This window comes from Acinetobacter sp. V89_7 (assembly GCF_029967895.1).
GTDB classification, from domain to species: domain Bacteria; phylum Pseudomonadota; class Gammaproteobacteria; order Pseudomonadales; family Moraxellaceae; genus Acinetobacter; species Acinetobacter soli.
The window spans coordinates 281,212-304,244 of sequence record NZ_JASCAJ010000017.1 but is presented as its reverse complement, the minus strand read 5'-3'; the positions used below and the strand labels follow the sequence as shown (position 1 = coordinate 304,244).

General features: G+C 44.9%; 20 protein-coding genes. 7 read left to right on the top strand and 13 right to left on the bottom strand.

Going from position 1 to position 23,033, the window contains the following annotated elements; all coding sequences use genetic code 11:
- Positions 1-139: 139 nt before the first annotated feature.
- The 4 genes from QLG00_RS02670 (at position 140) to QLG00_RS02655 (ending at position 4,249) form a co-directional block, all read left to right on the top strand.
- The gene (locus tag QLG00_RS02670; protein ID WP_004939077.1) at positions 140-844 is read left to right on the top strand and encodes a CoA transferase subunit A; all 705 of its coding nucleotides are present in this window, start codon (positions 140-142) and stop codon (positions 842-844) included.
- A 2-nt stretch (positions 845-846) separates the two neighbouring features.
- On the top strand, positions 847-1,488 hold the full coding sequence (locus QLG00_RS02665; protein ID WP_282470456.1) for a 3-oxoacid CoA-transferase subunit B: 642 nt from the start codon (positions 847-849) through the stop codon (positions 1,486-1,488).
- Positions 1,489-1,605: 117 nt separating this feature from the next.
- The gene (locus QLG00_RS02660; protein WP_055415232.1) at positions 1,606-3,015 is read left to right on the top strand and encodes a TIGR00366 family protein; all 1,410 of its coding nucleotides are present in this window, start codon (positions 1,606-1,608) and stop codon (positions 3,013-3,015) included.
- Between the two features lie 55 nt (positions 3,016-3,070).
- Positions 3,071-4,249, top strand: a complete 1,179-nt coding sequence (locus QLG00_RS02655; protein ID WP_282470455.1) for a thiolase family protein — start codon at positions 3,071-3,073, stop codon at positions 4,247-4,249.
- Positions 4,250-4,326: 77 nt separating this feature from the next.
- On the opposite strand, the gene QLG00_RS02650 is transcribed toward QLG00_RS02655, so the two are convergent.
- The 10 genes from QLG00_RS02650 to glnT all read right to left on the bottom strand — a co-directional run bounded on the left by QLG00_RS02650 (position 4,327) and on the right by glnT (position 16,439).
- Positions 4,327-6,063 (bottom strand): biotin carboxylase N-terminal domain-containing protein, encoded by a 1,737-nt coding sequence (locus QLG00_RS02650; protein ID WP_282470454.1) that lies wholly within the window; start codon positions 6,061-6,063, stop codon positions 4,327-4,329.
- A 7-nt stretch (positions 6,064-6,070) separates the two neighbouring features.
- Entirely contained in the window at positions 6,071-7,660 is a 1,590-nt protein-coding gene (locus tag QLG00_RS02645) for a 5-oxoprolinase/urea amidolyase family protein (protein WP_282470453.1), read from the bottom strand.
- 19 nt (positions 7,661-7,679) lie between these two features.
- Positions 7,680-8,492, bottom strand: a complete 813-nt coding sequence (locus QLG00_RS02640; protein ID WP_282470452.1) for a putative hydro-lyase — start codon at positions 8,490-8,492, stop codon at positions 7,680-7,682.
- Entirely contained in the window at positions 8,493-9,257 is a 765-nt protein-coding gene (locus QLG00_RS02635; RefSeq protein ID WP_250364731.1) for a 5-oxoprolinase subunit PxpA, read from the bottom strand.
- An 11-nt stretch (positions 9,258-9,268) separates the two neighbouring features.
- The gene (locus QLG00_RS02630) at positions 9,269-10,495 is read right to left on the bottom strand and encodes an NRAMP family divalent metal transporter (protein ID WP_004939104.1); all 1,227 of its coding nucleotides are present in this window, start codon (positions 10,493-10,495) and stop codon (positions 9,269-9,271) included.
- Positions 10,496-10,873: 378 nt separating this feature from the next.
- Complete coding sequence (locus QLG00_RS02625; RefSeq protein ID WP_025094928.1) at positions 10,874-11,803, bottom strand: LysR family transcriptional regulator; 930 nt, start codon at positions 11,801-11,803, stop codon at positions 10,874-10,876.
- 151 nt (positions 11,804-11,954) lie between these two features.
- Positions 11,955-13,289, bottom strand: coding sequence for an FMN-binding glutamate synthase family protein (locus tag QLG00_RS02620; protein ID WP_004939108.1), 1,335 nt, complete (start codon positions 13,287-13,289; stop codon positions 11,955-11,957).
- A gap of 27 nt (positions 13,290-13,316) precedes the next feature.
- Positions 13,317-14,045, bottom strand: a complete 729-nt coding sequence (locus QLG00_RS02615; protein WP_004948533.1) for a hypothetical protein — start codon at positions 14,043-14,045, stop codon at positions 13,317-13,319.
- Positions 14,046-14,076: 31 nt separating this feature from the next.
- Positions 14,077-15,000, bottom strand: a complete 924-nt coding sequence (locus QLG00_RS02610; protein ID WP_282470451.1) for a glutamine amidotransferase family protein — start codon at positions 14,998-15,000, stop codon at positions 14,077-14,079.
- Positions 15,001-15,047: 47 nt separating this feature from the next.
- Positions 15,048-16,439 carry a type III glutamate--ammonia ligase gene (gene glnT / locus QLG00_RS02605; RefSeq protein WP_004939119.1) on the bottom strand — a complete coding sequence of 464 codons (1,392 nt, stop codon included), beginning with the start codon at positions 16,437-16,439 and terminating at the stop codon, positions 15,048-15,050.
- A gap of 292 nt (positions 16,440-16,731) precedes the next feature.
- On the opposite strand from glnT, the gene QLG00_RS02600 reads away from it, so the two are divergent.
- Entirely contained in the window at positions 16,732-17,328 is a 597-nt protein-coding gene (locus QLG00_RS02600) for an XRE family transcriptional regulator (protein ID WP_004939122.1), read from the top strand.
- Positions 17,329-17,426: 98 nt separating this feature from the next.
- On the opposite strand, the gene QLG00_RS02595 is transcribed toward QLG00_RS02600, so the two are convergent.
- Positions 17,427-18,578, bottom strand: a complete 1,152-nt coding sequence (locus QLG00_RS02595; RefSeq protein ID WP_282470450.1) for an MFS transporter — start codon at positions 18,576-18,578, stop codon at positions 17,427-17,429.
- Positions 18,579-18,676: 98 nt separating this feature from the next.
- Here QLG00_RS02595 and QLG00_RS02590 point away from each other — a divergent pair, with 98 nt between their 5' ends.
- Positions 18,677-19,543, top strand: a complete 867-nt coding sequence (locus QLG00_RS02590; RefSeq protein WP_088459244.1) for a LysR family transcriptional regulator — start codon at positions 18,677-18,679, stop codon at positions 19,541-19,543.
- Positions 19,544-19,724: 181 nt separating this feature from the next.
- The gene (locus tag QLG00_RS02585; protein ID WP_282470449.1) at positions 19,725-21,035 is read left to right on the top strand and encodes an ammonium transporter; all 1,311 of its coding nucleotides are present in this window, start codon (positions 19,725-19,727) and stop codon (positions 21,033-21,035) included.
- Between the two features lie 57 nt (positions 21,036-21,092).
- Here the strand turns inward: QLG00_RS02585 and QLG00_RS02580 are convergent, their stop codons facing one another.
- Together QLG00_RS02580 and QLG00_RS02575 are read right to left on the bottom strand one after the other, a co-directional pair.
- Positions 21,093-21,485, bottom strand: coding sequence for a carboxymuconolactone decarboxylase family protein (locus QLG00_RS02580; RefSeq protein ID WP_025094934.1), 393 nt, complete (start codon positions 21,483-21,485; stop codon positions 21,093-21,095).
- Entirely contained in the window at positions 21,485-22,936 is a 1,452-nt protein-coding gene (locus QLG00_RS02575; RefSeq protein ID WP_282470448.1) for an NAD-dependent succinate-semialdehyde dehydrogenase, read from the bottom strand. The genes QLG00_RS02580 and QLG00_RS02575 overlap by 1 nt, the downstream gene beginning before the upstream one ends.
- Positions 22,937-23,033: the final 97 nt, after the last annotated feature.

Below are 23,033 nucleotides of genomic sequence, written 5' to 3'. Positions count from 1 at the left end.
GATTGTCGTTATCGTGTTGTCTTTGATTGTTAAATCAGCATCATTAATAAGTTTTCCTCATTAAGCCTTTAAAATTTTCAACTTCTTTAAGCAAGTTGCAAATGCTAAAACTAAAAACAAGGGATTATGAGTAAAGACAATGAATAAAGTTTATTCAAGTGCAGCCGATGCACTTCAGGACATCGTCAAAGATCATCAAACCATTGCAGTTGGTGGTTTTGGTTTATGTGGCATACCAGAAGCATTAATCAATGCGCTCAAAGATACGCAAGTGAAGCACCTCACCTGTATTTCCAACAATGCGGGTGTCGACGATTTTGGCTTGGGGTTATTACTGCAAACCCGTCAAATCAAAAAAATGATTTCTTCGTATGTGGGTGAAAATAAAGAGTTCGAACGTCAGTATCTCAATGGTGAACTTGAGGTCGAACTCACCCCTCAAGGCACGCTGGCCGAAAAATTGCGTGCCGGTGGCTCAGGCATTCCTGCATTTTATACCCAAACCGGCGTCGGTACGCTCATTGCAGAAGGTAAAGAGCAACGTGAATTTGAAGGCAAAACTTATATTTTAGAGCCATCTCTCACTGCCGATATCGCACTGGTGAAAGCCTACAAGGCCGATAAAGCCGGCAACCTAATCTTTCGTAAAACGGCTCGAAACTTCAATCCCGAATGTGCAATGGCTGGCAAAATCACCGTCGCCGAAGTCGAGGAAATTGTCGAGACCGGTACATTAGATCCAGATGACATCCATTTGGCCGGTATTTTTGTCAATCGCGTGGTGCTCAATGCGACCCCGGAAAAGCGGATTGAACAAAAAACCCTAAAAGCACAGGAAGCATAATCATGGCATGGACCCGCGAGCAAATGGCACAACGTGCCGCAAAAGAGTTACAAGACGGATTTTATGTAAATTTAGGCATTGGTTTACCCACTTTGGTGGCCAATTATATTCCAGAAGATGTTGAAGTCTGGTTGCAATCGGAAAATGGCTTACTCGGTATTGGTGAGTTTCCAACAGAAGACAGCGTCGATGCCGATTTAATCAATGCAGGTAAACAAACCGTGACTGCCCGATCCGGCGCAGCGTTTTTTTCGAGCAGTGAATCCTTCGGCATGATTCGAGGTGGTCATGTGAATATCGCTATTCTGGGCGCGATGGAAGTTTCTGAGCAAGGCGATTTAGCGAACTGGATGATTCCCGGCAAAAAAGTCAAAGGTATGGGTGGTGCCATGGATTTGGTGGTCGGTGTACAGCGTGTTGTGGTGCTGATGGAGCACTGCGCAAAAGATGGTTCACCTAAAATTGTGCCAAACTGCAACTTGCCACTCACAGGTCAGCGCGTCGTGCATCGTATTATCACCGATATGGGTGTAATGGATGTAGTCGACGGTGGGATTGAACTGATTGAACTGGCCGACGGCGTTGGCTTCGAAGACATTCAGGCCGCAACAGGTGTAACACTATGCAATACAGCACCCGCTTAAGCAATGTTGCTGATGATAAAAACCAGTTCCATGACGGAATTTTAAAATAAAAAACCGAATCGGCAGCCTTATGCCGATTCGGTGTATCTATCTAAAACGACAAAATGGATGTTGATTATGGATAAACAACCCGCTTTATTGGAGCGTTTTGCGCTAAAAGTCAGTAACTGGTCTGAAAAATGGTTCCCCGATTCCTACATTTTTGCCTTATTGGGCGTGATTATTGTCTCAGTGGCTGCCATTTTTATTGGTGCACCAGTTAAAGATGTGGCTGGTGCTTTTGGAAACGGTTTTTGGAGCCTAATCCCCTTTACGCTGCAAATGACCATGCTGATTATTGTCGGTTATGTGGTGTCGGTGTCGGCACCGGTTAAAAAACTGATTCATAAAATGGCCCGAATTCCACATTCGGGCCGTAGTGCAATTGTGCTGGTCGCGACAGTGAGCTTACTGGTGTCGTTGGTCAACTGGGCGATCAGTACCATTTTGACGGCCTTACTGGTGATTGCACTGGCCAAGCGTAAAGAACTCAATATGGATTATCGCGCTGCTGCGGCGGCTGCAATCATTGGAATGGGCGCCACATGGGCATTGGGAATTAGCTCATCTGCCGCACAGCTTCAAGCCAACAAGGCCAGTCTGCCAGAATCGATTTATAATCTCACCGGCGTTATTCCATTTACCGAAACCATTTTTTTGTGGCAATCTTTAGTCATGACACTGGTACTGGTGATTGTTTCGATCGTGATTGCCTACTGGTCGGCGCCAAAAGGGCAAAACGTCAAAACGATGCAAGATTTCCAGCTTGATTTTGACGAAGATGAACAAGTCGAGGAGAAGTCTAATCGTCCGGGAGACTGGCTCGAAAACTCTCCAATCCTAACCATCTTGGTGGTGGTACTCGGCCTAATCTGGATGGCTCTTGAGTTTTCTAAAAACAATCCGATTATTGCCATTTCCAGCCTGAACACCTACAACTTTATTTTTCTGATGCTCGGCCTTGCTCTGCATCGTACACCACGCAACTTTTTAAATGCCGTGAGTAAAGCTGTACCTGCGGTTTCGGGTGTACTGATTCAATTTCCGCTTTACGGCAGTATTGCCTTTATTATGACTCAAGCAGTGAATGCGCAAGATTTTTCATTGTCGCATTATATTGCCGAATTTTTTGTCTCGATTGCCTCGCATGACACCTTTGCTGTGGTGATGGGAATCTACTCGGCTATTTTGGGATTTTTTGTACCCTCTGGTGGTGGCAAATGGATCATTGAAGCGCCGTATGTCATGCAGGCTGCGATCGACTTAAAGTACCATTTAGGTTGGTCGGTACAAATCTACAATGCAGCCGAGGCCTTACCAAACTTAATCAATCCATTTTTTATGCTGCCCATGTTGGGAATCTTGAAACTCAAAGCCAAAGACGTGATTGGATTTACCGTGACTCAACTGGTGGTACATTTGCCTTTGGTGATGTTTTTACTTTGGATCTTGGGCAAAACCCTGACCTACAGCCCTCCCGTATTTTAAATTTTCATGATGGGTTTGATGGCGATCTGTCAAACCCCAAAAGAAGGAATTGAACATGTCAAAAGTCATCATTGCAGCAGCCACTCGAACCCCGATGGGAAGTTTTCAAGGCAGTCTCTCCGATTTGCAGGCCCCCGATTTAGGTGCCGTGGTTATTCGACGCGTGGTTGAACAGACTCAGCTTCCAGTCGATGATATTAATGAAGTAATGATGGGCTGCGTGCTACCTGCTGGATTAAAGCAAGGCCCTGCACGACAGGCGATGCGTAAAGCCGGACTGCCCGATCATGTGGGTGCAACCACCATTAATAAAGTCTGTGGTTCAGGTATGAAAGCTGCAATGTTTGCAGCCGACGCCATTCAAGCCGGCAGTATTTCGATTGCGGTAGTGGGCGGTATGGAATCGATGACCAATGCGCCATATCTGTTGCCTAAAGCGCGTTCGGGTTATCGTATGGGCCATGGTCAGGTGCTTGATCATATGTTTTTAGATGGTCTTGAAGATGCCTACACTGGCCGCGCGATGGGTTCTTATGCGCAGGAAATGGCCGATCAGAAAAACTACACCCGTGAAGCCATGGATGCCTTTGCCATTCGGTCTTTAACGCGGGCACAAACAGCCATTGCCGAAGGATATTTTGACGCTGAAATTACGCCTGTGACTGTTCAAACACGTAAAGGTGACATCACCGTTGTACATGATGAAAATCCGGGCAATGCCAAAATTGACAAAATACCAAGCTTAAAACCAGCTTTTGCCAAAGATGGAACAGTGACTGCCGCCAATTCTAGTTCAATTAGTGATGGCGCCTCTGCACTGCTGATTGTGTCCGAACAAGAAGCCAAAACGCGTCAGTTGCCTCAATTGGCCGAAATTAAGGGTTACGTCTCGAATTCGCAGCGCCCTGAAGAGTTTACGATCGCACCAGTGGGTGCAATTGAAAAGTTACTGAAAAAAGTCGGTTGGTCGGCTGAGGAAGTCGACCTTTGGGAGATCAATGAAGCTTTTGCGATGGTCACCATGGCAGCCATTGATGCCTTTGCGCTTGATCCTGAAAAAGTCAATATTCATGGTGGTGCCTGCGCCTTGGGGCATCCACTTGGATCTTCCGGCTCACGTATTATTGTGACGCTGATTCATGCACTCAAACGTCTGAACAAGCGTAAAGGCGTTGCGGCGCTGTGTATTGGTGGCGGAGAAGCCACCGCTATTGCCATTGAACTGATTGACTAAATCTCGATACTCGGGAGCTGCCTATCGCATCTCCCGAGTGGTTAAATAATGACATCGGCTATTTAAAAGACAGCGTTTTAAGAAGCCGCGATGATTTCCGCGATCTTTTCATCTGCTTTCAAGGTTTTTCCAGTTTGAGCCAGATGTTGCAGTGTACCAGCTTGATGTGCCGTTACTTGAATCTCCATTTTCATGGCTTCCATAATCGCAATCACCTCACCTTTTGCAACCTGCGCACCTTCTGCAACTTTCCATGTAGTAATGACCCCATTAATCGGTGCAATCACATCATTTGGGCTGCTGCTTTGCTCAACTAGACTTTCACGACTCGGTTGAGACTGGGCTACAAAGCCGCTAAACACGCCCACTGGTAAGCCCACGCGATGTAACTTACCGTCAATTTCCAACATAAAATGCTGTACACCACTTTGACTGCTCAGCGAACTACGCGGTGCAACATCAAAGTTATGCTGAAAGTCCTGTTCAATCCAGCGCGTATGCGCCTGAAAATTTTCAGTGAAATCCGGTTGTGTCAGTACTGCTCGATGAAATGGCAATACCGATGCAACGCCTTCAATTTCAAAAGTCGCAAGTGCTCGTCGGGCGCGCTGCAATGCAATCTCTCGGGTTGGGCCGTATACAATCAGCTTGGCCATCAGTGAGTCGAAATGACTAGACACCAAACTGCCCGAGAGTACACCAGTATCGAGACGCACCCCCAGACCAAAAGGTGCGGTAAATTTTTCGATACGCCCAAAAGCTGGAATAAAGCCGCGCGCCGGATCTTCAGCATTAATTCGAAACTCGATTGCATGACCTTGAGGCTGTGGGGTGTCTTGAATACTTAAAGGCCGACCCAATGCAATCTGGATTTGTTCACAAACCAGATCGATGCCTGAGGTCATTTCCGTGACTGGATGTTCAACCTGTAAGCGGGTGTTTACTTCCAAGAAAGATAATTTGCCATCTCGACTCAGTAAATATTCGACCGTTCCCGCACCCACATATTGTGCAGCTCGGCAAATATTGGTCGATGAGCTAAGAATTTGTTGATGTATATGTTCATCGATAAACGGTGCAGGTGCCTCCTCCACCAGTTTTTGATTGCGTCGCTGTAATGAACAATCACGGGTTCCCACCACCACGACATGACCATGCTGATCGGCGATAATCTGCGCTTCCAGATGACGGGGTTTATCCAGATATTGCTCGACAAAACATTCACCACGACCAAATGCAGCAATGGCTTCACGTACCGCAGACTCATACAACGCTTCAACTTCTTCGAGCTGCCATGCCACTTTCAAACCGCGGCCACCGCCACCAAATGCGGCCTTAATGGCCATAGGTAAGCCATAGGTTTGAGCAAATTCAAGTGCCTCTTGGGCATTGTTTAAGGGCTGAGCTGTACCATGAACCAACGGAGCACCCACCGATGCCGCAATTTTTCTGGCTTCGATCTTGTCGCCTAACTTTTCAATACTTTCTGGCGAAGGCCCAATCCAGATCAGGCCGGCATCTAACACAGCCTGCGCAAATTCGGCACGCTCAGATAAAAAGCCATAGCCGGGATGAATCATGGTGGCCTGCGCATTTTGTGCAATTTCAATCAAACGCGGAATATTCAGGTAAGTCTCTTTGGCGGTAACGCCAGACAGTGCCCATGCCTCATCGGCATATTGAACATGCAAACTGTCAATATCATCATCGGCATACACCGCAATAGATGGAATGTTTAAATCTTTACATGCCTGAATGACACGTACTGCAATCTCACCACGGTTGGCAATTAAAATTTTATGTTGTTTGTCCATTATCTATTTACTCGGCGTCCAAATCTAAAACATGTGTAAATTGGCGAAACTGAATGAAAGCACCCGGCGGAATTTGCGCAACTTTATTCAGATCGTGTGTGGCAACAGCCGCCAATACCGGATAACCGCCAGTCAGAGGGTGATCATTCATAAACAAAACGGGCTGACCATTTGGCGGGATTTGTAAAGCACCTGTACAGGTTCCCTCGCTGGGTAGCTCTTGCTGAATCTGTCGCTTTAATCCATGTGGTGCCTTTAAACGTAATCCCACGCGGTTGCTTTCGTGTGTGACCTGCCATTGCTGCTTAAAAAACTGCTGAATACTTTCCGGTTCAAACCAGTCGGTGCGTGGCCCTAAAACCACATCGATTTCGATAACTTCACCGACTTTCGCTAGCTGCTCTGGTGCCTGCGCATAAAGTTCAACCGCACTTACAGCAGCGTTACCCACACAGATCAGGTCATGTACCTGTAAAGGGGCTGGCCCTAACTCAGCCAAAGTATCGTAACTTGCGCTTCCTAATACGTGTGCAGTGGCAACGCCACCACGCACGGCAAGATAGTTGCGTATTCCAGCCTGTGGTGGATCGATCTGAAGCATGTCTTCTGGATCAAGTGCCAATGCGGTGTAACCAGAAACACGACTACGTACCGCATTTCGATCAATCACCCAAATATTGCTCTGTGCCCCTGTCACAGCAACAACTGTGGGTGCTAATACTTTGAATTTTACTCCACCGTTGAGCACCTCAAGTGCCGCCGCATCTGGGCGATTACCCACAATCTGATTAGCCAAATGATAAGCAGCACGATCTATGGCGCCTGCCGCGCCTACGCCCATGGCAGCGACGTGCTTGCGGCCTTCATCTTGAATCAGGGTTTGCAGGCCTGCCTGTAATACCTCTAAAACATGCGAAAGCTCAGATTGTGCGACATCAGCCGTTTTAAGGTCCACATCATGTACAGCCACATGGGTTGGTCGATGCGTCACATCGATAAAACGGACCTGATCGCCGGGCAGTAATAATGCCGGATGCTCGCGTGTCAGATCCCACATTTTACAGGTGGTTTGCCCAATCAGTTGCCAACCGCCGGGACTATCTTTGGGATAAATCCCAGAATATTCACCTGCCAGTGCCACCGAACCGGATTGGATTTTTTTACGTGGTGAATCCAGTCGCGGTACGCTACCAAAGGGCTGATCTGCACGACTTAAATAACCAAAGCCGGGTGCAAAACCAATAAATGCCACCTGCCACGGCGCTTGAGTATGTCGCTCAATCACTTCTTTTACTGATAAGTTGAGTAGTTCAGCGACATGCGGTAAATCAGGCCCGTCATAGCAAACTTCTATCTCGATATGACGATGATTTGACTGCGTATCGGCACTTGGTTTTTGTGCTTTAATCCAATGGATGAGTGCTCTGGCAGTGATTTGAAGCGGATTGAAATACACTAAAATGGTTGCTGCGGCAGGTACCATTTCACGTATATGCGGATGCGCGGCGTCTCGCAAATGTCGATACAACTGCATGGTGTGTTGTAAATCACCCAGTTCGATTAGAAGACTGTCGCTATTTACAGATAAAAATCGCATCTCGAAGTTCTCCTTATCCTTAGCGCATCCATGCCCGATCTGGCACATCGGTGATCAGCATATGTCCCGGCGCGTGACTGATCGCAAACGGAATTTTTGATTGCATGACAGCAGCTTGTGGCGTCACGCCGCATGCCCAAAAGACCGGAATTTCATCGTTTAATATGCGAGGTGCATCGCCAAAATCTGGACAGTTCAGATCTGAAATTCCCAAGCTTTCTGGGTGGCCAATATGCACTGGCGCCCCATGAACATTGGGCATTTTTGCAGTAATTTGTACGGCCTGACTCACTTGTGATGCTTTAATTGGACGCATAGAGACGACCAGTCGACCTGAAATTCGTCCTGCGGGAACACATTCAATATCGGTGAGGTACATCGGAACATTTCGTTGGTCTTGAATATGACGGACTTCAATGCCGGCCTCTATCAGTGCTGTTTCGAAGGAGAAACTGCATCCAATTAAAAACGTCACCAAGTCGTTGTGCTGATTCCAGATGGATGTGGCATCGTTCACTTCATCGGTACATTGACCGTGTTCCCAAATTCGATATCGCGGAAAGTCGGTGCGGATATCATGGCCAGATTCTTGAATGAGTTTGCTTTGAAACTGGCCAGCTTCGATTACATCAAGTACAGGGCAGCTTTGTGGATTGCGCTGGCTATACAGTAAAAAGTCATAGGCCCATGCCTTGGGAACCGAAATCATGTTGACCTGCGTTAGGCCCGCCGCCAAGCCAGCCGTCGGGAGGTCAAAGCCATTACGAATGTCGTAGCGTGCTTGCTTTGCAGCATAAAGCGCTTCACCATGGGCAAATTGTAGCTGATTCATTTAGGTGCCCTCACAAAATGAGCGGATCTCGATACCCTCTTGAATCAAGGCCTCACGTATGGCTGCTGCCATCGCCAATGCACCCTCTGTATCGCCGTGCAGGCAAATACTCTGTGCATCGATTGGTGTAAATTGACCATCAATTGAGACAACACCTCCCTCTTTGAGCATACTCACAACACGTTGTGCCACAAAGTCGGCATCATGCAGCACCGCGCCAGGCAACCGACGCGATACCAATGATCCATCAGCATTGTACGCACGGTCTGCAAAGGCTTCGGCCACCACCTGAAGGCCTTGCTGCTGGGCATATTTAATCAAGCTTGAACCAGCAAGTGCCACCAACGTCAGGTCTGAATCCATCTTTTTGATTGCATCAATTACGGCTCTGGCCTGCTCCAAATCTGTGGCAATGGTGTTGTACAGCGCGCCATGTGGCTTTACATATTTCACTTCGGTGCCTGCCGCTTTGGCTAAACCTTGCAAGGCCGCAATCTGATACATCACATCAGTCATGAGTTCATCGTAAGAAAGCTGCATATTACGGCGCCCGAAACCGACCAGATCTGGATAAGACACATGTGCCCCGACCGTCACCTGTAACTGTGCTGCCTGTTTCAAGGTATTAAAAATACCCAGCGGATCACCGGCATGGAAACCACAGGCAATATTGGCGCTGCTGACAATGGGTAGAATCTGTGCATCATTCCCCATGCTCCAAGATCCGTAGCTTTCACCTAAATCACTATTCAAATCGATATGCATATGGGAATGTCCTATAGAGTTTTGAGGTAATTAAAAATCGTGTTAAACGATACATAACCCATGTACCACGTAAGCAAGCAGGTCAGTACGCCTAAAACGGTCAGCCACATTGGATAGTTGTAGCCGCCGAGCATATCTTTACGGCATGCGGCAACATATACAAAGATAGTCAGACCAATCGGTAGAACCAGACCATTTAAACCGCCGACAAATACCAATAGGCTCGCTGGCGTTGCGCCAATCAAGACATAGAGCAACAATGCAAGCGCAATAAAAATAATGGTACAAAAGTTACGCTGCTTGAGGTCGAGGTCTTTTTTAAATGCTGTAAAGAACGAAACTGAAGTGTAAGCTGCACCAATTGAGCTACTGATACCAGCTGCCCAAAAAATAAGGCCAAACAGTTTAAATCCGAATTCACCGGCAGCATATTGAAAGGCTTGAGCAGCTGGATTGGCATTGTGCGATGCCAAATCAATGGTTGCGCCACTGACCACTACACCTAAAATTGCCAAGAACAGTACATAGCGCATTACGCCAACCACCACAATGCCTTTGGTTGCAGCACGTGAGACTTCTGCAATGTGCTCAGGACCCACGGCACCTTTATCGAGCAATCGGTGTGCACCCGCATAGCAGATGTAGCCCCCAACTGTTCCGCCTACAATAGTAGTAATACTGGCAAAGTCGACATGGCTTGGCAAAATCGTTTGATGAAATGCATCGGCCATTGGTGGTGCCACAATAAAAGCCACCACGACAATAATCGCGATTTTTAAAATACCCAGAATGATCATGCTCTTATCGACCACCAAACTGGCTTTGCGCGATGCAAAAATCATAATTGCCATAGCACCACTAATGACACCGCCCCATTTGGTATCGAGTCCAAACAAGGCATTTAATCCGAGCGCCGCCCCGGCAATATTACCGATATTGAAAAAGAATCCTCCAAAAATAACCAGCACTGCAAGTACATAGCCACTTCCGGGCAACGCAATATTGGCAATGTCTGGAGCACGCTTTTGTGTTAGTGTGACCACGCGCCAGATATTTTGCTGTACCACATAATCAATAATAATCGAGAGTAAAATACCAAACCCGAATGCAGCGCCCATTTTGACGGTAAATGTTGCAGTTTGGGTAAGAAAACCCGGCCCCATGGCTGATGTTGCCATTAAGAAAATCGAGGCAACAATCGCCCACTGCCGTTCACTAAAAAATGTCTTTTTGTCCATAAAATTTATTCGCTCTTTGCTTAGCCTGAGGAGGAATCACGTTGCCCTGAGCAAGAAACAGATTTTAGTTTCTTCACTAATATTGGCGCTTATTTACTTAAACACAGCAGACAGGATTGGAACAATATTTACACAGTACGAAAGATAAAAAATAACTTATTCATTTATATAGTTTTTTTGACTTAAAAATGATTAATAATCTTTGCTTATCGATATCAATTAGCTACGGTTATATCTAAAAAAATAAATATTAAAAATCAGTACTTTAATGGTGCATACTGCACTTATATGACGCACTTTTTTGCGCTGATCTGGACATATCCAAATGAGTTCATTTAAGAACTCATCTTAATAAATGCAGAGCGGTTAAGCATGTATTTAACGATAATCATCGCCATCAAACTGGTTATTGAGCTTACGCAGTGAGTGCTGTGCAATCTGCTGCGCAATTTTCGACAAACTTTGTTTGACCAGATCATCTTTACCCGCAATATACACACAGGAAAAACGAAATGGCTTTAATACCAACTCAGAGGGCAAAATCTGTAACCGTTTTTCACGTAGTTCGTGAATCACCGATAAATGTGGAATAATCCCAATTCCCATACCTTCTTCGGTCATTTTAATTAAAGTGGCTAAGGAGTAACTGGTAATGGTTTTAGGTTCTTTTAAGCCGTGCTGCATCAGCTGATTTTTTAAATCCATATAGGGATAGGTCATTTTGGGATAAGTCAAAATGGTGCTATTAGACACATCCTTGAGAGTAAGCTGACGCTCTAAAAAGCGTTTGTGGAAACGTGGTGCAATTAAAAAACTGTGTTGAAACTGACATAGTGGTATTTCTACACAATCAAAATTACAGCTTGATTCAAGTAAAAACGCCATATCCAGTTCGCCGGCTTCAACCGCTTGTTTGAGCATGGGGGTAATATTAATCACAATATCGAAAGTTACAGCAGGATACTCTTGTTGCACTTGTTCGATAAAATCGACCAGCCAAGTGTGTACAATCGTTTCTGCAACACCCAAGCGAATGGTGGCCTGAAGTGCCGTTTTTTCAGACAATGCTTTGAGTAACTCATGATTGAGTTGAATATATTTTTCTGCGTAGGCGTAAACGATTTGGCCTTTTTCGGTCAATTGCAAGCTGCGTGATGTCCGCTCTAAAAGCTTGACTCCAAGTTCTTGCTCAAAGGTATTTAAACGCTGAGACACCGCAGGTTGTGTGGTATTAAGTTTAACTGCGGCTTTATTAAAACTATTTAAACGGGCCACCCAATAAAAATTTTCAATACTTTTAAAGTTCATTAGCTAAACCCGTACACCACGATGTGACTCAAGGATTAGCATCATATCTGAATTATCCTGTTCTTTTCTATTTTTAAATGAATTAACACCCGACACGTAAAGCACCCTTTTTAGGTGCTTTATGCTCAAATAACGCTCACAAGGTCGATACTTAATATTGGAGTTGCCCCGGTACCCAATTGGTTCCAGCCAATGGCACACGTGCCATGGCAGCGGCTTCTACTGTTAGGGCAACCAGATCTTCTGGATCGAGGTTATGTAGATGTGATTTACCACAAGCACGCGCCATGGTTTGAGCTTCCAAAACCAATACGCGCAAGTAATTGGCTAAATGTCGACCACCCTCAATTGGATCTAGACGATTAGCAAGTTCTGGATCTTGGGTGGTAATTCCGGCAGGGTCACGGCCATTTTGCCAATCGTCATAATAGCCTGATGCCGAACCGATTTTTTTTAGCTCATCATCAAGGCGTGGATGGTTATCCCCCAAAGCAATCAAGGCAGCAGTACCAATTGCGACTGCATCGGCACCAAGTGCCATCGCTTTTGCCACATCTGCACCAGTGCGGATACCACCAGAGACAATCAGTTGTACTTTACGGTGCATGCCCATTTCCTGTAGAGCCTGAATCGCTTGGGGAATGGCAGATAAAATCGGAATTCCCACATGCTCAATAAACACTTCTTGAGTCGCGGCTGTTCCGCCTTGCATGCCATCGAGTACAATCACATCTGCTCCTGCCTTAACTGCAAGCTTGACATCATAATAAGGACGGCTTGCCCCAATTTTGACATAAATTGGTTTTTCCCAGTCTGTGATCTCGCGGATTTCGGCAATTTTGATGGCCAAATCATCTGGCCCAGTCCAGTCTGGATGTCGGCAGGCGCTTCGTTGATCGACGCCAACAGGCAAAGTGCGCATTCCCGCCACACGCTCTGTCACTTTCATTCCGAGCAGCATACCGCCACCCCCAGGTTTGGCCCCTTGCCCCAAGACAATCTCAATGGCATCGGCTTTACGTAAATCGTCTGGGTTCATACCATAGCGCGATGGCAAGTATTGATATACCAGCGTTTCGGAATGCCCACGCTCTTCGGGGGTCATCCCGCCATCACCTGTGGTAGTAGACGTACCGACCATACTCGCGCCACGGCCTAAAGACTCCTTGGCATTGGCAGATAACGCACCGAAGCTCATTCCTGCAATGGTCACAGGAATTTTCAGATGAATCGGTTTTTTGGCAAAACGTGTGCCTAAAACCACATCGGTACCACATTTTTCTCGATACCCTTCTAGCGGATAACGAGACATACTCGCACCCAGCAATAATAAATCATCAAAATGTGGCAGATGACGTTTGGTACCACCACCGCGAATATCATAGATTCCGGTCGCGGCAGCACGTTGAATTTCCTGAATGGTCAAACGATCAAACGTAGCCGATTCACGTAGTACTGGTTCAAATTGAGTAGCTGATTGTGTCATGGTTATTTCTCCGATCTACGTTTGATCTTAGTAAGCAGATGCATTGTCTACTTTGAAGTTATAAAGTTGGCGGGCTGAGCCATAGCGTTTAAACGAGGTTGGGGATTCGTTAAAACCAGCTTTGGCCAGCAGCTCCGCCAATTCGGCAAGATGTTCAGCACGCATTTCTTTTTCAATGCAGTCTGAACCTAAAGATTTTACGGCTCCTTTCACATAAATACGGGTTTCATAAAGAGAGTCGCCCAGTGCATCACCTGCATCACCACAGACGACCAAACGGCCCGCTTGCCCCATAAAACAGCTCATATGACCGATATTGCCTCCCACGACAATATCTACACCTTTCATAGAAATACCACAGCGTGCGCCTGCATCCCCTTCAATCACCAGCAATCCTCCATGTGCAGTTGCACCCGCAGCCTGAGAGGCATTGCCCTTGATACGCACAGAGCCGGACATCATGTTTTCTGCAACGCCTACCCCAACGTTACCATTTACGACAATATCCGCTTCCTGATTCATGCCTGCACAGTAATATCCTGCATGACCATCGATGGTGACCGAAATCGGAGCTTTAATCCCCACCGCTATATTATGTATACCCGCAGGGTTCTTAACCGTCCAATGTGCAATTTCATTGACCAGATCCTTGCTATGCAATGCCTGATTGAGATCGCGTACGCTATCTAGATTTAAATCGTAAGTATCTTTTAAAAGTGTTTGCTCAATTTTGTCTGCCAATACTGTGCTGTTCATATTGCTGCTCCTGATTTTTTAACCGTTTAACTTATGCCGCTGCGTTCGTTTTGGCTGACGAACGCTCCCATACATACAAGGTGGCTGGTTCGGGTTCCCACACTTTGGCTTGATCGATATTGGGTAAAGAAGCCAATGCCTGATACTCAGAGGCCATCGCAACGTAATCTTCGGTTTCGGCCAGTACAGCAGGTTTGCATGCAATCGGATCGCGAATAACAGCAAAGCCATCACGGGTTCCAATCGCAAAGGTAAAGAAACCATCCAGATCATCGAGTGCGTGATTCAACGCCTGCTCCAGATTATCGCCCTGCTGTAAGCGCCAAGTGAGATAACCTGCTGCAACTTCGGTATCGTTATCTGTTTCAAAGCTAATACCTTCACGCTTTAACTCTTGACGTAAACGTGCATGATTCGATAACGAGCCGTTGTGAACCAGACATAAATCGGCACCTGTTGAAAATGGATGACTTCCCTCCATGGTTACGGCACTTTCAGTGGCCATACGGGTATGTCCGATAATGTGGCTACCTTTCATGTTGGCAAGGCCAAAGCGTTCAGAAATTTCGACAGGTAAACCCATGCCTTTTAAAATTTCAATACTTTGCCCAACACTCATGATTTTTAGTTCAGGGGCAATTTCATCGATTGCCGCACGTACTATTTCTTCATCTGCTTCAACTTTTACGACGGCAGCAGTTGCATTTTGAAACCAGTCAAAACCTGTAGATAATTTAGCTTGAAGCTTTTCTGCAAATCCTTGCCAGTTAAACGTTTCATCTGTAGTTTGCAAGGTTAATTTGACCCAGCCATCTTGCACTTCATCACCATAAATGGCGAAGCCTGCACTATCGGGACCACGACCGGTCATTGCTTTCAACATCGGTTCAAATAGTTTGCCAAGCTGAGATTCAAGCGCAGGATTTTTAAGATATAAACCAACGATTCCACACATAGGATGTCTCCAAAAATTAATTTTTGATCTGTCTGTTGTTTAAGACTTTAGAAAAACTCGGTATAGCGCTGAATTTCCCAGTCGGATACATGGCGGCAGTATTCCACCCACTCCATGCTTTTTTGTTCGATAAACTCGTTCACAATTTCAGATCCCATTTTCTGTGCAAACAGTGGATCTGCTTTGAGTGCATCAATGGCTTCTTTAAGCGACTGCGGTAAGGTTTGAATGCCACGTGCTGCAATTTCTTCAAGCCCAAGGCTATATAGGTTTTCATTACAGGCCGGTGGTGGCATCAGTTCGCGTTCGATTCCGTCAAGTCCTGCTGCAATAATGGCAGCCGACACCAGATAAGGATTACAGCCTGCATCGGGCAAGCGCAGCTCAATACGACCATACGGAATACGCACCATGGCTGAGCGGTTGTTGCCGCCATATGCAATAAAGGCTGGTGCCCATGTCGCGCCAGAGAGTGAACGACCCACCACGAGGCGTTTATAAGAATTTACGGTTGGTGCGCAAAAAGCACAGAGTGCCGGACCATGTTCAAGCAGACCTGCAATAAAGTGGTAGGCCATTTTCGATAGACCCATTCCACTTGGATCACTGGCATCATGAAAAAGATTGCTATTTTTTTCACTGCCGATCGACAAATGAAAATGCATGCCGTTGCCTGCACGCTTCGGGTCAGGTTTTGGCATAAATGAACAAATCATGCCTAAATCGTTGGCAATTTCACCCGCAGCCATACGGAAAAAGGTAAACATATCTGCCGACTTCATGGCATCTGCATAGGTATAGTTGATTTCAAACTGACCGTTGGCATCTTCATGATCGATCTGATAAATATCAAAACCCACAGGAATGAGAGCTTCAGTTAATCGTTCTAAAAATTCGCGCGAACGAGACAAGCCTTTATAGTCATAACAAGGTTTATCCAGATTATCGGAGTCGTCTACCATTTTGAGTTTGCCGTCTTCGCCACGACGAAACAGGCTAAATTCCGGCTCAAGCCCAGTGTTTAATGTCCAGCCTTGAGCTTTTAGACGCTCGACTTGCTGGCGCAGTACATAACGTGAATCATATGGATGCGGCTTTCCATTCACATACCCTTCACAGACCACCCGTCCGTAACCCGGTTGCCAAGGAACTGGAGTTAAAGTAGATAAATCGCCTTTCACCATAAAGTCAGGACCATGGGGTTGCATTCCCATACCAGAAATAGCAAAACCTGCAAATCCGACACCGTCTTTCTCAATTGCTTTTAAGCCCGAAATCGGGACCGACTTGGTTTTGGCAGCACCATGAATATCAACAAATTGCGCCAAAACATATTTTAAATGATGCTGATCAATGACCTTTTGTACTTCTGGACGGTACATCGGTTGACTGGTCAATTCATAGTGATCAAACATCTCCTTCACGGCTTGCTGCAACATAATTGACATACTCCTAATATGGCAAAACTGTATTTGGCTCAAAAAATGCACGTTCGTTTCTTAAATTGTTTAGCTTTCAATACAAGAAACTTTGTTTCCTATAAAGAAAGCAAATCCCTTGCCAACTTTTAAAAATTTCTTTTGTTTTTGTAATAAACGATCATATACGCCATATATTCCCAATAGGAATATATATTTCACCACAAGATTTTTTAAATGTATTACATCTACTTTTTGTTTTGAGTAAAATTCTCAGTTCATTGTCATCAAAATAGTGCAGAGTTGAACCATAATGAGACACACCAAAAACAGCGTGAAGCTGGAACAATATATTGGTATTCAAATTAAACGACATCGTCAGGAACAAGGCCTCAAACTCTCAGAAGTAGCTCAGATTGCAGGGATTAGTCAGGGCATGCTCAGTAAGATTGAAAATGCACAAGTGTCTACGAGCTTGGAAACCTTAAGCCGCCTGTGCGAAGTACTCGGAATTCCAATGTCGACTTTATTTAGTCAATACGATCAGCAAGAAAGTCATGCCATGCTGGTTAAATCTGGAGATGGTATGGAGGTGGTACGCCGCGGTACTGAAAAAGGCCATACTTATCGTTTATTAACGCATTCTAGAGGCCCAAGAAAGAACTTTGAGGCGTATCTGGTGAGTATGGATGATGCCAGTGAAGAATTCCCGACCTTCGCTCATCCAGGCACAGAAATGCTGTATCTGGTCGAGGGAGAGCTGATTTATCGACATGGACAAGAAGTTTTTCATATGCAACCAGGTGATTGCCTGACTTTGGAAGGTGAAATTCCTCATGGACCAGAGAAACTAGTGCAGGTGCCTATTCGTCTTTTGTCTGTAATGAATTATGGAAGCAGCGAAGAGTAATTGCTCTTCATGACCTGAAGCAATCGTATCTTCTATTTCTTCACCACTTTTCTTGTACTTAGATGACACTGGAAATAGAGATACGATCCAATCTTTAATTAATGCGTTCGGTTAAATTTTTGCAGCAGATAAAGACTAAAAATTAGAAAGATTGTAATGATTTCAAATGCTCGATTGAGCGTGACATATTGCAGCATGAAGCTCCCGATTAGCGCTCCCAAGCCAATACTGGCATTAAAAACTGCAACATAGATTGCCGAGGCTGCACTTGCCAAATCATCTGCCTGCTTCAAAACCCAAGTTTGTAAACCTACAAATATGCTTGCAATTGAAACGCCCCACAACGCCAAAAATACGATTGCGATGCTCAAAGTAACGTGATACCCCAAATATCCAAAAGCAAACACACTTCCCGAAATGAATACTAAACTGACCAAGATGATTGTGTGTAAATGTCGATCTATCAACTTTCCAGCAAGGATATTGCCGATTAAACCTGTCAAACCAAAAACAAGAAGAAGTAATGTGATCTGACCCGATTCAAGATGTGCGATTTGGCTCAGAAACGGTTCAATAAATGTAAATGCAGCAAAATGTGACGAAATGATCAGTGCTGTAAGAATAAATAAACGATTTAAAGTCGAATGCTGAAGCACTTTTTTAAAAAAACCAGATACTAAAGGGGCTTGATCTGGAATTTTGGGAACAAAGAATAGAATTAAAATACAAACAATGAAAGATAAAAGACCCAGAAATTCAAACGCCAGCCGCCAGCTACTCAGTTGAGTCAGATAACTCGCCAGAGGTACACCCAAAATACTCGCAACTGAAACACCTGAAAAAATAATTGATGTAGCCAAACCCAATTTATGTTTCGGAACCAGATTGTAAGCGACAGCTCCAATCAAGGCCCAAAAGCTACCGTGCGCAATTGCACCGATAATACGTGCAGAAAAAATCATATTAAATGATGAACTAAAGGCCACGATGATATTGGAAATTGCCAAAATCAGCAGCATGATCATTAAGACCATTTTTCGTGGAAACCGAATGAGCAAAACGATCGAGCATAACGCCGAGATAGCCGCTACCCAACCATATCCTGTCACAATCAGTCCAGTGATGGCTTCGCTTTGATTCAGGTCATGTGCCAAGGCGGAAAGTAAACCTATCGGCGCTAATTCGGTTGTGACAATGGCAAAGCTACTCAAGCTTAAAACAATCAAAGCTATCCATAATTTTAAAGGCATTTATACATCCTCAGCATGTGAAAGCCGAAGTATCTATTTCCATGATTGAAATTTATATAGATAATAATTGAAACTGGTTTTTCATTTTTGGAAAATATATGCATTGGGATGATGTGAAAGTTTTTCTTGCAGTTGCCCGAACAGGCACACTCACCACCGCTGCCGAAAAATTAAATTTGGGTATTGCCACCGTATCGAGGCGTTTGGAGCGCCTAGAGCAAGATATGGCCATGACGCTGTTTACGCGACATCAAACAGGTTATCAACTTACACTCGAAGGTGAAGCCTTACTTGGTAATGCAGAAGCATTCGAAAATGCAGCCCTCAGCCTGACAGAAAGTGGACAAAATTATGCACAAGCACAGGGACTGGTTCGTTTAGCTGTTTCAGAAAATCTGGCCAATGGTTTGGTAATCCCTTCCTTACAGTCTCTTTTTTCTCGCCATCCCGAGTTACGTATTGAAATTAACAGTGGTGTGCAACTCACTAACTTGCATCGTCGAGATGCCGATTTAGCCATCAGAACGATTCAACCTGACGCTGGTAATCTCACCATCAAACGCTTGGGAACACTTCGTTTTGGACTCTATGCTGCCACATCTTACATGAAGTTTATTCAAGACAATGATCTTCAACCTGATCAATATCACTATGTAGGCTGGGCTGATACTCATCAACATTTGTCACTTGCGCACTGGATGAAAGACTTTATACGAAATCAAAACTTTAAGATTGAAACCAATAGTCTTTCCACACAAATTGATGCTGTGAAATCTGGCTTAGGCATTGGTTTGTTGCCAGACTTTATTGCGAATCAATCAGGACTTGTTCAAATCAATGAAAACACCCTAGTTGAACAACCTATCTGGTTAGTGGTGCATAGTAATTTGATTACGGCCAAAAGAATCAGAACTGTAATGGATCATCTGATACAACTTTTTACAGAGCATCCTTCATTTCAGTAGTCAATCAAAACCCTTATTGCATTTACTAACGAAGATTTAGGCAACTTGATTAGGCCTGACATTGAGAAAATTAAGTGCAAAAAACCATCGTGGTATAAGAATTGCTTTAACAAAATGAAATTAATATTCCCTTTAGGAATAAAAAGTTTTTTATTTTCTTTTTGCATTAGGAGTTTCTACCATGCCCTCCGATATACTCAAAAAATTAGGATTGTGTCTATTTATACTGATGCCTGTCGATGTATTTGCTGCCGATACACCTTTTGATGCTGCTTCCACTGTATGGCTCATGGTTTCAGCAATTTTAGTGCTCATTATGTTCATTCCTGGTCTGGCACTGTTTTATAGCGGAATGCTGAGAGCTAAAAACGTACTTTCAATTTTTTCCCAGTTTTTAGCAGTTGCAGGTGTAGTCGGCATTTTATGGATTGCCATTGTATACAGCATCGTGGCGGATACTACCCACATGAGTGAAGGTAGCCTTAATCTCAATAGTTTTGTTGGAGGTTTGGGTAAAGCATTTATGGCAGGAATTACCGATCAAACGCTGGTTGCAGGTGTGCCTGAATATGTTTTATGTATTTTTGGTTTGACCTTTGCCATGATCACACCATGTATTGCCATTGGTGGCTTTGCAGAGCGAATGAAATTTGGTGCTGTGGTATTGTTCGGTGCACTCTGGCTGGTTTTGGTGTATGGACCTTTGGCACATATGGTATGGGGCGGCCCCGGTGCAATTATGCATAACTGGGGTGTACTGGATTTTGCAGGTGGAACCGCTGTACACATCAATTCAGGTGTTGCTGCTCTGGTCGGTGCAATCGTTATTGGGAAACGTCTTGGCTGGCCAACAACCCCAATGCCTCCTCATAATCTGGTATTTACCATGATGGGCGCTGCTTTGCTTTGGGCTGGCTGGTATGGCTTCAATGTTGGTTCAGCACTGGCAGCAAATACCACAGCAGGCCTAGTACTCATGACCACCACCATTGCAACCTGCGGTGGAATTGTGGGCTGGATGATGGTTGAAAAAATAATGACCAAACATGTGACTTCATTGGGTCTTGCATCTGGAGTCATCGCAGGTTTGGTTGGTATTACACCAGCAGCTGCTTATGTTGGCCCTTTTGGTGCAATTGCAGTCGGTTTGATAACCAGTATATGCTGTTTCTTTGCGGTGACGGGGCTCAAACGTAAATTCGGCTTTGATGACGCGTTAGATGTATTTTCACTACATGGCATTGGAGGAATGGTAGGTTGTATTCTGACTGGAATATTTTGTATCCCTGCCCTTGGCGGCAATCAGGATGTAAATCTGTTTAAACAGTTCATCGCGCAAATTGCCAGTATTGGCCTAACAGTTGTGTACTGTGGCGTACTGACTTGGATCATTATGAAAGTCATCGATAAAACCATCGGTTTACGCGCCACATCCGAACAGGAACAACAAGGCCTCGATGTGAGTGAGCACAACGAGCGTGCTTATAATTAATCCATTGAGCAACAAAAAGAGAGCTTATGGCTCTCTTTTTTTAACTTAGACCTTAAATTATTTTGCAAGGTGTTCTGCTTCGTATTCTTTAATGGCTTCTTTGGCAATACGAAAGCTATCGACTGCTGCAGGTACGCCACAATAAATTGCCACCTGTAGTAATACTTCACGAATTTTTTCTTTGGACACACCATTACGCAGCGCACCTTTCACATGCAGTTTTAATTCATGAGGTCGATTCAATGCAGAAATCATGGCTAAATTGATGAGACTTCGTTCTGGTTTAGACAACTCCTCACGTCCCCAGACTGCACCCCAGCAATACTCAGTGACCAACTCTTGTAGCGGTAGATTGAAGTCGTCTGCATGATTGATCGAGTTGTTGACGTATTCTTCACCCAACACCTGTTTGCGAATACTTAAGCCTTTTTCAAATCTGTCATTACTCATTATAACCCTCCAAACAGTGTGTATTTAATTTCAAGATAATCTTCGATGCCGTATTTTGAGCCTTCACGCCCCAAACCAGAATGCTTGATTCCTCCAAAAGGTGCAACTTCATTTGAAATCAGTCCTTTATTGATGCCCACCATACCGTATTCAAGCTGTTCGCTCATCCGCCATGCACGCCCTAAATCACGTGTGTAGCAGTAGGCCGCCAGGCCAAACTCAGTATCATTAGCCATCTGGATCGCTTGCTGCTCGGTATCGAATTTGAAAATTACAGCTAAGGGACCAAAGGTTTCCTGCGTTGCAACCATCATTTCGGAATTGGCATCGGCAATCAGGGTCGGTTCGAAAAATAGCTCGCCTGTAGCGTCGACGTGTCCACCAGTAATTAGCCGACCATCTTTACTCAGTGCATCTTGAATGTGAGATTGTACTTTTTTTACTGCTTGCGCATTGATTAAAGGCCCAATTTCACTGCCTGCTTCTAGCCCATGTCCAATTTTTAAACTTTCGATTCTGATTTTAAATGCCTGAATGAATTTTTCATAAACACCAGATTGAACCAAGAAACGGTTTACACATACGCAGGTTTGTCCTGCATTTCTAAATTTTGCAATGAGTGCCCCTTCAACGGCTGCTTCAATATCAGCATCATCAAAGACAATAAACGGTGCATTGCCGCCCAATTCGAGCGAGACTTTTTTCAGTGTTTTTGCAGATTTTTCCAGTAAGAGTTTACCAATAGGGGTTGAGCCGGTAAAAGTAAACTTACGTACATGATCACTGGCGAAAATGGCATCACCAACCTGAACAGCATCACCTGTAATCACACTGATCATTTCGGCAGGAATTCCTGCCTGTATTGCCAGATCAGCCAGTGCCAAGGCTGTAAATGGTGTTTCAGGTGCAGGTTTGACAATACATGGACAGCCTGCCGCCAATGCGGGGGCCACTTTTCGGGTAATCATGGCAGCCGGAAAATTCCATGGCGTTATTGCAGCCACCACCCCAATCGGCTGTTTGTTTACTACAATTCGTGCATCCGGATAAGGGCTTGGAATCACATCGCCATAGATCCTTTTAGCTTCTTCTGCAAACCATTCTATAAAGCTCGCCGCGTAGCTAATTTCGCCTTTTGCTTCATTAAGAGGTTTACCCTGCTCGGTCGTCAAAATTTCTGCAAGTACATCAAGATTGGCGATAATCAGCTCATACCATTTTTTGAGTAAAACTGATCTTTCCTTGGCGGTTTTTGTTTTCCACGTATTCCATGAAGCATACGCTGCTTCAATTGCACGCTCGGTTTCAGCCCGTCCCATATTCGGAACACATCCAATCATTTCTTGGTTTGCAGGGTTGTAAATTGGCGTTTGCTGACCATTATCGGCATCACACCATTGCCCTGCGACAAGTGCTTTTTGTCGAAATAAAGGCTGTTTTTGAAGATCCATGTTTGCCAATCCCATTCAATCTTTTGAGGTCTAAAACGGCTATAAATGAGATTTATAGCCCACCACTTTAATGGATACCATATCTTACACATATGGT

Coding starts and splice junctions, on each gene's coding strand:
- QLG00_RS02620 (WP_004939108.1), bottom strand. CDS start 13,289: ATGACACAATCAGCTACTCAATTTGAACCAGTACTACGTGAATCGGCT.
- QLG00_RS02625 (WP_025094928.1), bottom strand. CDS start 11,803: ATGAACTTTAAAAGTATTGAAAATTTTTATTGGGTGGCCCGTTTAAAT.
- QLG00_RS02655 (WP_282470455.1), top strand. CDS start 3,071: ATGTCAAAAGTCATCATTGCAGCAGCCACTCGAACCCCGATGGGAAGT.
- QLG00_RS02610 (WP_282470451.1), bottom strand. CDS start 15,000: ATGTGTGGAATCGTTGGTTTATATCTTAAAAATCCTGCGCTTGAATCT.
- QLG00_RS02615 (WP_004948533.1), bottom strand. CDS start 14,045: ATGAACAGCACAGTATTGGCAGACAAAATTGAGCAAACACTTTTAAAA.
- QLG00_RS02630 (WP_004939104.1), bottom strand. CDS start 10,495: ATGGACAAAAAGACATTTTTTAGTGAACGGCAGTGGGCGATTGTTGCC.
- QLG00_RS02640 (WP_282470452.1), bottom strand. CDS start 8,492: ATGAATCAGCTACAATTTGCCCATGGTGAAGCGCTTTATGCTGCAAAG.
- QLG00_RS02645 (WP_282470453.1), bottom strand. CDS start 7,660: ATGCGATTTTTATCTGTAAATAGCGACAGTCTTCTAATCGAACTGGGT.
- QLG00_RS02600 (WP_004939122.1), top strand. CDS start 16,732: ATGAGACACACCAAAAACAGCGTGAAGCTGGAACAATATATTGGTATT.
- QLG00_RS02580 (WP_025094934.1), bottom strand. CDS start 21,485: ATGAGTAATGACAGATTTGAAAAAGGCTTAAGTATTCGCAAACAGGTG.
- glnT (WP_004939119.1), bottom strand. CDS start 16,439: ATGTTGCAGCAAGCCGTGAAGGAGATGTTTGATCACTATGAATTGACC.
- QLG00_RS02660 (WP_055415232.1), top strand. CDS start 1,606: ATGGATAAACAACCCGCTTTATTGGAGCGTTTTGCGCTAAAAGTCAGT.
- QLG00_RS02590 (WP_088459244.1), top strand. CDS start 18,677: ATGCATTGGGATGATGTGAAAGTTTTTCTTGCAGTTGCCCGAACAGGC.
- QLG00_RS02595 (WP_282470450.1), bottom strand. CDS start 18,578: ATGCCTTTAAAATTATGGATAGCTTTGATTGTTTTAAGCTTGAGTAGC.
- QLG00_RS02650 (WP_282470454.1), bottom strand. CDS start 6,063: ATGGACAAACAACATAAAATTTTAATTGCCAACCGTGGTGAGATTGCA.
- QLG00_RS02670 (WP_004939077.1), top strand. CDS start 140: ATGAATAAAGTTTATTCAAGTGCAGCCGATGCACTTCAGGACATCGTC.
- QLG00_RS02665 (WP_282470456.1), top strand. CDS start 847: ATGGCATGGACCCGCGAGCAAATGGCACAACGTGCCGCAAAAGAGTTA.
- QLG00_RS02575 (WP_282470448.1), bottom strand. CDS start 22,936: ATGGATCTTCAAAAACAGCCTTTATTTCGACAAAAAGCACTTGTCGCA.
- QLG00_RS02585 (WP_282470449.1), top strand. CDS start 19,725: ATGCCCTCCGATATACTCAAAAAATTAGGATTGTGTCTATTTATACTG.
- QLG00_RS02635 (WP_250364731.1), bottom strand. CDS start 9,257: ATGCATATCGATTTGAATAGTGATTTAGGTGAAAGCTACGGATCTTGG.